The following is a 12,589-nucleotide window of genomic DNA, read 5'->3' as shown; positions in this document are numbered from 1 at the left end:
TATGAATAAAGAATTAAATTCTATTGGAATTAATAAAAAGCCTGAGGATACTACTGTAGTGGTAGCCATGTCTGGGGGGGTAGACTCTTCAACTGTAGCCGGCATCATGAAAAATGAAGGCTATAAAGTTATTGGAATTACACTTAAGCTTTATGATGATGGAAAAGAAGTTGCAAAATCTAAACAATGCTGTTCTGGACAAGATATAATGGATGCAAAACGTGTCGCGCATAAATTAGGCATTGAACATAAAATTTTATATTACCAAGATAAGTTTAAGCAAGGTGTTATAGATAATTTTGTTGATAGCTATTTAAATGGGGAAACGCCAATACCGTGTGTTCAATGCAATCAAACTGTAAAGTTTAAAGATTTATTTGAAGTTTCAAAAGATCTAAATGCAGATGCATTAGTCACAGGTCATTATGTAAAAAACGTTACATTAAATAATTCCAACAACATGTACAGAGCAATTGATGAAAATAGAGATCAAAGTTATTTTTTATTTAATACAACTCGTGAACAATTAGACTATCTGAGGTTTCCATTAGGTGGAATGTTAAAAGAAAAAACAAGAGAGATTGCAAAAGAACTAGATTTGAATGTTGCTGACAAACCTGATAGCCAAGATATTTGTTTTGTACCTAATGGAGATTACGCCTCAGTTATTAGAAAATTTAGACCAGATTCTTTTCAAAAAGGAAATATTAAAAATTTAGAGGGAAAAGTTATTGGCGTTCATGACGGTATAATTAATTTTACAATTGGACAAAGAAAAGGAATTAAAGTCTCTGATGTAGAGCCTCTTTATGTTCTAAAAATAAATTCAGATAATAACGAAATTATAGTTGGTCCAAAAGAAAACCTTGGAAAAAAAAACATATCCCTTAAAGATCTTAATTTATTGACTGATAAAAAAGACTTAGATCAAAATATATTTGTAAAAGTGAGATCAACAGGAAATCTTCTTGAGGCAAAAGTTAATCTTAAAGAGGATAATACTGCACATGTAAATTTGCTTAATCCTGAAGATGGTATCTCACCAGGACAGGCATGTGTCTTTTATAGCAAGGACCAATTTGGCCATAAAGTGCTTGGTGGTGGGTGGATTAAAGAATAGAAGAAATTACTTTTTCTTATTTTTTCTTTTTGCTCTTCTTTTTTTAGAGCCCTGTTTTCTTCGGCCTCTATGTTTCTTTGGATAACTCATTAAGTCCTATTTATTAATTTTATTGACGTTTTTTACGGGATATAGCATTGTCTTCTAAACATATCAAATTTTATTATGAGCAATTCTTTTAAAACGTTTTTAAAACACACTGCAAAAGACTTTCATAATCAGTCAGTCAATCCACCAATTGTTCGAGCATCAACGATTATTTTCAAATCGATGCAAGATATTCGAAAAATGCAAAATAAAGCAAAAAAAAACCCTACTGGTGGACATTTTGATTATGGAAGACAGGGGACATCAACAACTCATATATTGCAACAAATTTTATCAAAATTAGAAGAAAGCTATTTTACTTTTTTAACTCCAACAGGATTTGGAGCTGTATTTCTTGCAATTTTTAGTGTCACAAGACCTGGTGATGAAATTATCGTAGCTGATCCAGTTTATAGTCCAACACGATTATTGTCACAAGATTTTTTAAAAGAATTTAGTATTAAAACGACTTTTTATGATCCACATGATCTTAAGACATTAGAAAAAGCTATTACAAAAAAAACTAAATTAATTTTTGTAGAAAATCCAGGAAGTAATACTTTCGACTTTCAAGACCTAGGTAAGATTATCTCTATAGCCAAAAAGCATAAAATTTTAACTGCTATAGATAATACATGGGGAACTCCATATTTTTTAAAACCAATTAAACTTGGTTTTGATATGTCAATTGTGTCGGCCACAAAATATTATTCTGGTCATTCTGATGTAATGGGAGGAAGTTTAGCTGTTAATAAAAAAGTTTTTGCAAAAGTAAAAGCTGCAGAAAGAGTAACTGGTTTAAGATTGGGACCTGATGACGCTTATTTGATAACAAGAGGGTTAAGAACTTTAGATGTTAGATTAGATCGACATAGAGAAAATGCAAAAAAAGTTGCAGAATTTTTATCTAAATTTAAAAATATTAAGTTGTTATATCCATATAAAAAAGACTCTTATAATTTTAGAATGTGGAAAAAATATTATTCTGGAGCATCAGGCTTAATGGGTTTAATGATAAAAGCTAAAAATGAAAAATCAGTTGTTAAATTTGTAAATAATTTAAAACTATTTGGCCATGGGTATAGTTGGGGTGGATTTGAAAGTTTAGCTTTACATCAGAATATAAGAGAACAAGGAAATAGAAGTTACCTAAAATTAGCAAAAAACGAACATCTTGTTAGATTACACATTGGCCTAGAAGATCCTAGCGACCTTATCGCTGATATTAAGCAATCACTAAAACATTTAAAGTAATCTCTAAATGTCTTCTGAAAAATTTATTAAAAATAAAACAGTTTTAATTACTTTAATTTCAGCTTGTTTAATTGTTATAATTTCACTTGGTATTAGACAAACTTTTGGAATGTTTTATTTCGATTTCTCAACTGATCTAGGAATAACTCTTTCTCAATTTGGTTTTGCCTTAGGTTTACAGATGTTTTTATGGGGAGCTTTTGCACCTTGGTTTGGAGTTATTACAGATAAATATGGCGGACACATTGCAGTATTTATTGGCTTTATTTTTTATCTACTTGGTATTTTGATGTTGGTTTCAGAATATAATACTGGGCTTTATTTTGTGACTGGCATTGGTGTCTTAATAGGTGTTGCCCTTGGCGGAACTGCAATCAGTATTCCCGTTTCTGTTGTTGCTAAACATTTCCCCCAATCAAACAGAACTGCTGCTATTGGCATTGTTACAGCCGCTGGTTCATTTGGGTATTTTGTATCTCCTGTGTTTACAAGATATGCACTTGTTGAAATTGGATGGGAAAGTACACTTTTATTCTATGCTGCATTTATTTGTGTAGGTTTAATATTAGCTTTTTATTTAACTACCCCAAAAGATGTTGCTGGTGGTATAATTGATGACAAGCAAACAGCAGGTGAAGCACTCAAAGAAGCTTTTAGGAGTAAAAGTTTTATATATTTAACTTTAGGTTTTTTTGTTTGTGGATGGCATATCGCTTTAGTTGCAACACATATTCCAATTTATATTAATGATAGAGGTTTACCAGAGTGGTGTACTGTAACAATTCTTTCAATGATTGGTTTATTTAATATTGCTGGAACATTAACATCAGGATATTTGGCACAAAAATTAAGTAAAAAATTAATTCTAAGCGCAATTTATCTAGCAAGAGGTTTGGTAATAGCTATATTTATTTTTCTTCCACCAAACCCAATTATAGCAGTGATGTTTGGTATTACTTTTGGTTTTTTATGGCTTTCAACTGTACCACCAACAATGGGATTAGTTGGTTTTATTTTTGGAACTAAATATATTGGATTATTATACGGAATAGTTTTTTTAAGCCATCAAGTAGGATCTTTTTTAGGAGCTTATTTGGGTGGTGTGTTTCATGATTTATACGGTTCCTATGATTATGCATGGTATATATCTATAGCATTATCAATTTTTGCAGGTTTAATACATTTACCAATAATAGAAAAACAAGTTCCGAGACTTCAAACAACTTAATAAATTGAATAAAAAAAATTATTTAAACAATATTAATAATTTAAAGAAGCCGTTTATAATTTATAAAACTAATAGAGGTTTTGATTTATTTACTAATTTTTCAAAAAAAATAATCTTAAATAATCAAAATATTAGACAGTTTTTAAAACAAAAGTATAACACTAAGAAAAAATATCAAAGTACAGATTTATTCATTGGATTTTTTGGTTACGAATTGTTGAATAATTTAATTGGGGTAAAAATACCTCGACAAAAAAGTATTAATTTTCCTAAAGGAATTTTTTACAAACCAGAAACAAAGATTAATTTAAAAGAAAATTTAATTTATAAACTTAAATCTACTAATAAAGTAGATAGTAAATTCAAAATAAATATCAACCAGAAGTCATATACAAAAATTTTTGATAAATTTAAAAAGAAAATAAGATTAGGTGAAACATATCAAATAAAGATATGCACAAAATATAAAAATAAATCACAAATCGATCCCTTAGATTTTTTCTGTAGACTTGCAAAAACAAACTTAGCTCCTGAGGCATTTATGATTAAGGATAAAAATTACTCAATTATTAGCTGTTCTCCTGAAAATTTAATTAATAAAAAAGGTTCTTTAATATCAACAAAACCAATAGCTGGAACTTTAAGAAAGACTAAAAAAATTAATAAAAGAAAAGCATTAAATTTTTTTAGAAACAATCTTAAGGAAACAAAAGAGCATAATATGATTGTTGATATGGAGAGAAATGATCTTTCAAGAATTTGTGTTCATGGAACTGTAAAGTTAAAAAAAGAAAAATCTGTTGAGGAATACAAGGATCTTTATCACTATGTAAGTTTAATATCTGGCAAACTCAGAAAAAAAGTAGAGAATATTGATATTATAAAGGCCATGATGCCAGGTGGTTCTGTAATCGGTTGTCCAAAAATAAGCACTCTTAATCTTTTAAATAATCAAGAAAAAGAAAATAGAAATATTTACACTGGGAGTTTTGGCTTTATAAAATTTAATGGCGATATGAGATTTAATATTATTATTAGATCAATATTAAATTATAAAAATATTTCTGAGATCTCAGTTGCATCTGGTGTGGTGATTGACAGTAATGCAAAACACGAATTTAATGAAAATTTTATCAAAGCAAAAGCATTAATAGATTTGTACAAATGATATATGTAATTGACCACAAAGACTCCTTCACACATAATGTTGTCCATCAATTGTCATTATTTGACGATGTGGAATGTGATGACTTTAGTAAAATTAATAAATCAAAATTAAATCAAGCATCTACTATTGTTTTTTCTCCAGGACCTGGTTCCCCTAAAGATTATCCCTTATCATCAAAAATCTATAAAAAATTTAAAGGAAAAAAAAGAATAATTGGAATTTGTCTAGGATTTCAACAAATATTATATAGTGAAGGTGCGAAAATTGTTCAGCAAAGCAAAATTTACCATGGCTTCCAATCAGAAGTATTAGTAAATAAATTAAGTAAATTATTTAATGCAGGAGATAAGTTTAAAGTAGGTCGATACCATTCTTTAAAATTAAAAGAGCCTTTTAATGCAGAAAATTTTGACATAACGATGAGATGTGTTATTTCAGGTTCCGCAATGTCATTTGAAAATAACATTGATAAAATTTATGGATTTCAATTTCACCCTGAGTCATTTTTAACTTTAAATGGTAAATTACTTATTAAAAAAATCCTATCAGCTTAAAGATTATAAAGAAATTGATTTTAAAGATCTTTGGGGTGGTCATGGTGTGTTCACAACAATGTGGATATTTGATAATCCATCCAAAATTCTTTTTTTTAGAGAACATATAAATAATTTGATAAAATCCTCTAAGGCATACTCAATTATTAAATCATCTTTAAAATCAAATATCTTAAATTTATTAAAAGATAATTTAAATTCAAAAACAAAATATAATCACTTATTAAGAATAGCTCTTAATAAAGACACTTTATCAATTTCACTAAGAAAACGTATTAAACCAAATTTAAATTTTGATTTAAAATTAGTTAAATTAAAAAGAAAAAAACCTGAGTTTAAAAATTTAAAATATAAAGAAATATTAAAACATTTATCAAAAATTGATAATTCAAGATCAGATATTGGATTGTGTTCAAATAATAAAATTTTTGAAACCGGAACTTCTAATTTACTTTTTATAAAAGATAATAAATTTTTTTCACCAGCTAATAAATTTTATAAGGGAATTACTTATAAATTTTTTAGATCAAAAATAAAAAAAATTATTAAAAAAGATATTTTAGTTAATTCTCTAAATGAATTTGATGAAATTCTTTTAATAGGATCTGGAAAAGGAGTTGCCTCTGTAAAAACTATTAATCAAATAAAGTGGAAAAGAAAAAGTTTAAAATTTTATAATATTCTTTCAAAACATTACAAAACTGCCGTAAGTAACTGCAAAAAATTTAGATAAATATTATGAGAGATCCTAATAACCCATGTTTATTTTGTAATTCAAAAGCTAGTGGTATAGCTCATGAGAATAATTTAGCATACGCAAGTTATGATACTTATCCTGTATCTAAGCAACATTGTTTAATAATACCTAAAAGACATGTGGTAGATTATTTCGAACTATCTAATGAAGAGCTTGTCGCATGCAATGATTTGATTAAAATTGTAAAACAAGAGGTTCTAGATAAAGATAAAAATGTAAAAGCATTTAACATCGGAACCAATGCTGGAAAAATAGCTGGTCAATCAATCATGCATTGTCACATTCATTTGATTCCAAGAAGAGAAGGGGATGTTGATAATCCTCAAGGTGGAGTTAGATCTGTAATACCTAAAAAACAGCATTATAAACGTAAAATATAAATTATAGGTTGTTATTAAAGACACATTGACCAATAGTTTGGGTTGAACTATAGAATTAAGTAGAATATTAAAACTTTTAATTAATTATAAAATTTAAAACAAGGGTAAAATGTTAGGAACAAATCCATTTTCTATTTTAGCAGAGACAGTATCTCCTTTTGCTATGCAAAGTTTTATAATTGCTATGATTGTACTGATTGCATTAGGAACAATAATTCAAATGATACATCATAAAAATCTGACATATTTTTTAAACAATGCAAAAAAAGCAAAACTCCAGGCAACTAGAGAAATTGGTACTGGTGAAAGAGTGTCTATATTGGCTAAGACAACACTTGTTGATATTGGAACTACTGCAGAGCTTGGGTTTGGAAAAAGAAGATTGTCTCACGTTCTTGGAATGTATGGAACAATCATATTCTGGATTTCATCAGCAATGTTAGTGTTTTGCTATACTGGTGCAGATAAATCATCATCAACAATTTGGTCAATGCTATGGCATGTAGGAGCAATTTTAACTTGTATAGGTGGATATTGGTTTTGGTTTTTTTTAAGAGTAGATGTCTCAGCTGAAGCTCATCCTTGGTATAGAATTATTAAAGCTGATTTATTTGTTTTAGCGTTATTAGCATGCTCAACTTTTGGGTTAGCTTGGTCTTATGCTCAGTTTAATGGTCAAGATGGACTATCGTTTTTATTCTTAACATTGTTTGTAACATCAAATTTAATATTATTTGGTGGTGTGTACTGGTCTAAATTTGCACATATGTTTTATAAGCCAGGAGCTGCAATACAGAAAAATTTAGCTGAAGCTGATGGATCACGAGATAATCTTCCTCCTCCTGCAGACGCACCTGAACAATTTGGTTTAGGCATAAAAAGAGAAGAACCAAAACATTATTAATATGATAATTAGAAAAGGAAAAAATTAAATTATGTCAACTTTTGTATATATGACTAGATGTGATGGCTGTGGTCATTGCGTAGATATTTGTCCATCAGATATAATGCACATTGATGAAAATATTAGACGTGCAAAAAATATTGAACCTAATTTTTGTTGGGAGTGCTATTCTTGTGTAAAAGCATGTCCAAATCATGCTATTGATGTAAGAGGTTATGCTGATTTTGCTCCGATGGGACACAGTGTTAGAGTAAGAAGAGAAGAGGAAAAAGGAACTATTTCTTGGAAAATTAAATTTAGAAACGGAACTACAAAAGATTTTGTATCTCCAATTACCACAAAACCTTGGGGTAAATTTATTCCTAAACTTGCAGATGGAGACAAACCTAATCAAGGTGAAATTAATTCTCAAAGATTGTACACTGAGCCTGAAGGACTTAATATTGATGGTGAACTACCAGTTGTTCCAAAAGACTCATTTAAAAAAGGAGTTTACTACTAATGGCTAAGCATAAAACACATTACGAGGATTGTGATGTACTAGTTGTTGGTGGTGGTATGGCTGGAACTGGTGCTACTTTTGAAGCTAGACACTGGGGAAGAGACATGAAAATTATTTGTGTTGAAAAAGCAAATATTGATAGAAGTGGAGCCGTTGCTCAAGGTCTTTACGCGATCAATTGTTATATGGGAATGCAGTGGGGTGAAAACCAACCTGAAGACCACGTAAGATACGCAAGAAATGATTTAATGGGAATGGTTAGAGAAGATTTGGGTTATGATATGGCTCGTCACGTAGACTCAACAGTTCATATGTTTGATGAATGGGGTCTTCCTATGATGAAAAATGAAGAAACTGGTAGATACCTTAGAGAGGGTAAATGGCAAATTATGATTCATGGAGAGAGTTATAAGCCTATCGTTGCAGAAGCTGCAAAAAAATCAGCTGATAAAATTTATAATAGAATTATGATCACTCATCTATTGATGGACGAGTCTCAAGAAAATAGAGTAGGTGGTGCTGTTGGATTTAATATGAGAACTGGTGATTTCCATGTATTTAGAGCAAAAGCTGTTATAGTTGCAGCTGGTGGTGCTTCACACATTTTCAAACCAAGAGCAGTTGGCGAAGGGATGGGAAGAACTTGGTATGCACCTTGGAGTAATGGTTCAGCTTATGCTTTACCAATTGCAGCTGGAGCTAAAATGACACAAATGGAAAATAGAATTGTGTTATGTAGATTTAAAGATGGATATGGACCCGTTGGAGCTTATTTCTTACACTTAAAAACTTACACTCAAAATGCTAATGGTGAAAACTATGAGAAAAAATGGTATGATCAAACCAAAGAGCTAGTTGGTGAATACATTGATCACCACCCAACTCCAACTTGTTTGAGAAATCATGCTTTTATTCAAGAAACGATGGCTGGTGGTGGACCAATTCATATGGTTACTACCGAAGCTTTCCAAGACCCTCATTTAGAAACTGTTGGTTGGGAAAATTTCTTAGGTATGACAGTTGGTCAAGCAGTTGTTTGGGCATCTCAAAATATTGATCCAAAATATACAAATCCAGAATTAACAACATCTGAACCATACGTGATGGGTTCTCATGCTACATGTTCAGGGGCTTGGGTAAGTGGTCCAGAAGATTTATCTCCACCTGAATATTTCTGGGGATATAACAGAATGCTTACAATTGATGGATTATTTGGAGCAGGTGACACCGTTGGTGGAAGTGCTCATAAATTTTCGTCAGGTTCATTTACTGAAGGTAGATTAGCTGCAAAAGCTGCTGTTAAATATATTGAAGATAAAAAAGCAGAAGGCTTAAAAGTAACTGATAAACAATGTGAAGATTTTAAAGAAAAAATCTTTAAGCCGCTTGAGACATATACTGTAGCCCAAAATGAAATAACTGGAGGAACTGTTTCTCCAAGTTATATTTCACCAATTCAAGGATTACAGCGTTTACAAAGAATTATGGATGAGTATGTGGGTGGAATAGCCACTAATTACATGACTAATGCTAATATGCTTAAAAGAGGGTTAGAACTTTTAGCTTGGTTAGAAGAAGATCTTGAAAAAGTAGGTGCTGAAGATTATCACCAGCTAATGAGAGCTTGGGAGCTTAAACATAGAGCTCTTACTTCTCAGTGTGTTACTGAACATACTATGTTTAGAGAAGAAACTAGATGGCCTGGATATTACTACCGAGGAGATCACATGAAATTAGATGATGATAATTGGCACTGTTTAACAGTTTCAAGACGAGATCCTAAAACAGGTAAATTTAGTATGGAGAAAGTTCCTGTCTACCATATCGTAGATGAGAATGAGAAGAAAAAAGCCTCTTAGTAAATTCTTATATTTAGTATATGGATATTTTATCAAAAAATGATGATGAGATATATGAACTAGCCAAGCCCATTTGGGATAATTTGGTTAGGTCATCTAATTTGAAAGATTATGGTGGATTTACCAAAGATTTTTCAACACAAATGCTATTTGGAGCTAATGAGGTAGAGCTTGGTAAGCAGTGGGCTAACAATAAGATAATTACTAATTTAAAAGAAACATTTGAACCATTTGGCTGCCTTAGAAGAGGTGTTCATGTAACTGTTTTAATCAAACAGACCAACAAAGAAATCTCAGGAGAATTTCTTGGTCGACTAGTTTTAGGTGAGGAAGAAGGAGTGGTGAAAGTCTTTGGTGCTACCATCTATTAAGAACAAATTATTTAACCAGGTTTAAAATAATTGTTTGACAAATATCTGTACGGGTGTATTGACGCAGTTAATGCATCTTTCAAACATAAAAATCATAAACAAAATTATTAGTCTAAAAGCTGTTTTAATAAAAACAGGTATATTTATGAGCCTTGCAGCTTATTGGGGTGTTATTTTAGTTGGAACTTTTATCACATTTAACTAAGTTGTTTTTAAACGACTGTTAATTTTTTATGGAAGTATTTTTACCTATAGCCCAAGTTTTTGTTAATCCAATCGAAATACTTTTGTTAAGTGCAATAGTTGGAATTCTTTCAGGCTTGTTTGGAGTGGGTGGTGGTTTCTTAATGACACCATTTTTAATTTTTTTAGGTGTTCCGCCTGCATATGCGGTTGCTAATGAAGCCAATAATATTTTAGCAACATCTGTTTCTGGATCTACGACTCATTATTTAAAAAATACGTTAGATTATAAAATGGGATTTATGATTGTTATTGGTGGATCAATAGGAACAACATTAGGTATTTTAACTTTCACATATTTTAAAGATTTAGGAAAAATAGATACGGTAATTTCATTAGCCTACATGTACATACTGGCAATAATAGGAACATTAATGCTTGTCGAAAGTCTTAGAGAAATAGACAGAGCTAAAAGAAATATTGTAATTAAAAAAAAATTACATGTTCATTATTGGATACATGGTCTTCCATTAAGAATGAGATTTCCAAAATCAAAATTATATGAAAGTATTTTTACTCCAATTATAATTGGTTTATTAGTTGGTTTTATAGCTGCTATTATGGGTATTGGTGGTGCTTTTATTTTAGTACCTGCAATGATTTATGTTATTAAGATGCCAACAAAACTAGTTCCAGGAACTTCTTTATTTGTGACTATTTTTGTAAGTATTATTGTTACTTTTTTACATTCATTTAACTATGGCTCAATAGATTTATTGTTAGTAGCGATGTTAGTAGTTGGATCTATCATTGGTGTTCAAATTGGACAGAAGTTAGGTGAAAGAATTGACAGCTCAGGACTTAGAGCGTTATTAGCAATCTTGCTATTAGTTGTTGGTATAGCAATTGCCTATGAAACTTTTTTTGCAGAACATTCTCTAACAGAAATATCAAATGTATCTAATTTAGATTTAAACTTTTTTTCAAAATTTATTAAAGAATTTTCAAATGATATGCCATTCTTTTATGGATTGTTTTCAATTATGTTTGCTATTCTTTTAGGTGTTGGTGCGGCATTTATTAGAAGATTTTTTTCAAACTTTAAGAAAAAAATGTTAATGAAATCTTAAGTTTAGTAAATAAATTTAATTAAAGTTTCAATATATATAAGACTTATAAAACCAACTGTAATAGCTGCAATCAAGCCTACTACAAAGGGTTTATAACCCATTGATTTTAATTCACTTAAGTTAATTGATATACCTACAGCAGCCATAGCCATTGTTAAAAATACTGTTGCTAAAGTTTTTAAATATCCAATTAAATTCATCCAAAGATCATAACTGTTGTTATTGGGTGTAAAAAACTGATCTCCAATATTTCTTACAATAATCATTCCTATGAAACCAATTACAAAATAAGGAAAAATACTTAAAATAGAGTAATTTTGGCCTTTTAATTCACCTCGATTATATAAAAATGCAAATAAAGGTATCAGAATTACTAAAAAAGTATTTCTTATTAGTTTGGTTACAGTTGCAACATTTAATGTTTCAGGACTATTAAATTGTTGATCATAAATTAACCCAGCTGCTGCAACTTGAGATGTCTCATGAATTGATGTTCCTAAAAATAAACCAATTTTTAAAGAATCATTGTCAAAATACCATTCAGCAAAATATGGATAAACAATCATTGCAATTACTCCAAATAATGTAATGTTTGCAATTGCGTACGCCACCTCTGATTTTTTTGCATTGATAACTGGTGCTGTTGCAACAATAGCGGTTGCTCCACAAACACTTGTACCTATAGCTATCAAGTATGACATCTTTGATGAGATAGACACTTTCTTAATCAATAATTTTACAAGTATTAATACACCCACTATACAACAAATGATTAGAGGAATTGCAATTGATCCAAATTTAATAAGTTCTTCAAAGCTCAATCTTATTCCTAAAAAAATAATTCCTAACTTTAAAATATATTGTTGTGTAAAATCCAAACCAACCATCATGCCTGGTCTTGGTGTGAATGCATTACCCATTAAAATACCTAGTAAAATTGCAATGAGAACAGTTGAGATTGGACTTTTAGGAGTACCAAAAATTTCTATAGCTAAAAGATTATTTATTCCTTGGGAGAACAAACAAAAAACTAAAGCTAAAATAATACCTGGTAAAATAGACTTTAGGTATTGGAAATTAATAGGCACAGAA

The 12,589-nt window shown here is 30.1% G+C and carries 13 protein-coding genes; 12 read left to right on the top strand and 1 reads right to left on the bottom strand.

Annotation, left to right across the window (positions count from 1 at the left end; translation table 11 throughout):
- Position 1: 1 nt before the first annotated feature.
- The 12 genes from mnmA to F754_RS0104245 all read left to right on the top strand — a co-directional run bounded on the left by mnmA (position 2) and on the right by F754_RS0104245 (position 11,497).
- Positions 2–1,120, top strand: a complete 1,119-nt coding sequence (mnmA, locus tag F754_RS0104310) for a tRNA 2-thiouridine(34) synthase MnmA (protein WP_023648686.1) — start codon at positions 2–4, stop codon at positions 1,118–1,120.
- A 165-nt stretch (positions 1,121–1,285) separates the two neighbouring features.
- On the top strand, positions 1,286–2,461 hold the full coding sequence (locus F754_RS0104300) for a PLP-dependent aspartate aminotransferase family protein (RefSeq protein WP_023648684.1): 1,176 nt from the start codon (positions 1,286–1,288) through the stop codon (positions 2,459–2,461).
- A 7-nt stretch (positions 2,462–2,468) separates the two neighbouring features.
- Complete coding sequence (locus F754_RS0104295) at positions 2,469–3,689, top strand: MFS transporter (protein WP_023648683.1); 1,221 nt, start codon at positions 2,469–2,471, stop codon at positions 3,687–3,689.
- A 4-nt stretch (positions 3,690–3,693) separates the two neighbouring features.
- Entirely contained in the window at positions 3,694–4,857 is a 1,164-nt protein-coding gene (locus F754_RS0104290; RefSeq protein ID WP_023648682.1) for a chorismate-binding protein, read from the top strand.
- On the top strand, positions 4,854–5,411 hold the full coding sequence (locus F754_RS0104285; protein ID WP_023648681.1) for an aminodeoxychorismate/anthranilate synthase component II: 558 nt from the start codon (positions 4,854–4,856) through the stop codon (positions 5,409–5,411). The genes F754_RS0104290 and F754_RS0104285 overlap by 4 nt, the downstream gene beginning before the upstream one ends.
- Positions 5,374–6,144: an aminotransferase class IV gene (locus F754_RS0104280; protein ID WP_023648680.1), complete on the top strand. Its 771-nt coding sequence runs from the start codon at positions 5,374–5,376 to the stop codon at positions 6,142–6,144. The genes F754_RS0104285 and F754_RS0104280 overlap by 38 nt, the downstream gene beginning before the upstream one ends.
- 5 nt (positions 6,145–6,149) lie before the next feature.
- A complete protein-coding gene (locus F754_RS0104275; protein WP_023648679.1) occupies positions 6,150–6,548 on the top strand; it encodes an HIT family protein in 399 nt (132 codons plus the stop codon).
- A gap of 109 nt (positions 6,549–6,657) precedes the next feature.
- Positions 6,658–7,452, top strand: coding sequence for a hypothetical protein (locus F754_RS0104270; RefSeq protein WP_023648678.1), 795 nt, complete (start codon positions 6,658–6,660; stop codon positions 7,450–7,452).
- A gap of 31 nt (positions 7,453–7,483) precedes the next feature.
- Positions 7,484–7,954, top strand: a complete 471-nt coding sequence (gene aprB / locus F754_RS0104265) for an adenylyl-sulfate reductase subunit beta (RefSeq protein WP_023648677.1) — start codon at positions 7,484–7,486, stop codon at positions 7,952–7,954.
- Positions 7,954–9,813, top strand: a complete 1,860-nt coding sequence (locus tag F754_RS0104260) for an adenylyl-sulfate reductase subunit alpha (protein ID WP_023648676.1) — start codon at positions 7,954–7,956, stop codon at positions 9,811–9,813. Before aprB ends, F754_RS0104260 begins: the two co-directional genes overlap by 1 nt.
- A 20-nt stretch (positions 9,814–9,833) precedes the next feature.
- Positions 9,834–10,184: a hypothetical protein gene (locus tag F754_RS0104255; RefSeq protein WP_023648675.1), complete on the top strand. Its 351-nt coding sequence runs from the start codon at positions 9,834–9,836 to the stop codon at positions 10,182–10,184.
- Positions 10,185–10,417: 233 nt separating this feature from the next.
- Positions 10,418–11,497, top strand: a complete 1,080-nt coding sequence (locus tag F754_RS0104245; protein WP_023648673.1) for a sulfite exporter TauE/SafE family protein — start codon at positions 10,418–10,420, stop codon at positions 11,495–11,497.
- Between the two features lie 2 nt (positions 11,498–11,499).
- On the opposite strand, the gene F754_RS0104240 is transcribed toward F754_RS0104245, so the two are convergent.
- A complete protein-coding gene (locus F754_RS0104240) occupies positions 11,500–12,585 on the bottom strand; it encodes a putative sulfate exporter family transporter (protein WP_023648672.1) in 1,086 nt (361 codons plus the stop codon).
- Positions 12,586–12,589 lie beyond the last annotated feature (4 nt).

Origin of the sequence: Candidatus Pelagibacter ubique HTCC8051, from assembly GCF_000472605.1 — a bacterium.
GTDB classification, from domain to species: Bacteria; Pseudomonadota; Alphaproteobacteria; order Pelagibacterales; family Pelagibacteraceae; genus Pelagibacter; species Pelagibacter communis_B.
Note: the sequence above shows the minus strand (reverse complement) of the source record. Positions and strands in the feature narration are given on the sequence as shown.

Bases quoted from the DNA above. Each gene is read 5' to 3' on its own strand.
- mnmA (WP_023648686.1), top strand. From the start codon at position 2: ATGAATAAAGAATTAAATTCTATTGGAATTAATAAAAAGCCTGAGGAT.
- F754_RS0104300 (WP_023648684.1), top strand. From the start codon at position 1,286: ATGAGCAATTCTTTTAAAACGTTTTTAAAACACACTGCAAAAGACTTT.
- F754_RS0104295 (WP_023648683.1), top strand. From the start codon at position 2,469: ATGTCTTCTGAAAAATTTATTAAAAATAAAACAGTTTTAATTACTTTA.
- F754_RS0104285 (WP_023648681.1), top strand. From the start codon at position 4,854: ATGATATATGTAATTGACCACAAAGACTCCTTCACACATAATGTTGTC.
- F754_RS0104280 (WP_023648680.1), top strand. From the start codon at position 5,374: ATGGTAAATTACTTATTAAAAAAATCCTATCAGCTTAAAGATTATAAA.
- F754_RS0104275 (WP_023648679.1), top strand. From the start codon at position 6,150: ATGAGAGATCCTAATAACCCATGTTTATTTTGTAATTCAAAAGCTAGT.
- F754_RS0104270 (WP_023648678.1), top strand. From the start codon at position 6,658: ATGTTAGGAACAAATCCATTTTCTATTTTAGCAGAGACAGTATCTCCT.
- aprB (WP_023648677.1), top strand. From the start codon at position 7,484: ATGTCAACTTTTGTATATATGACTAGATGTGATGGCTGTGGTCATTGC.
- F754_RS0104260 (WP_023648676.1), top strand. From the start codon at position 7,954: ATGGCTAAGCATAAAACACATTACGAGGATTGTGATGTACTAGTTGTT.
- F754_RS0104255 (WP_023648675.1), top strand. From the start codon at position 9,834: ATGGATATTTTATCAAAAAATGATGATGAGATATATGAACTAGCCAAG.
- F754_RS0104245 (WP_023648673.1), top strand. From the start codon at position 10,418: ATGGAAGTATTTTTACCTATAGCCCAAGTTTTTGTTAATCCAATCGAA.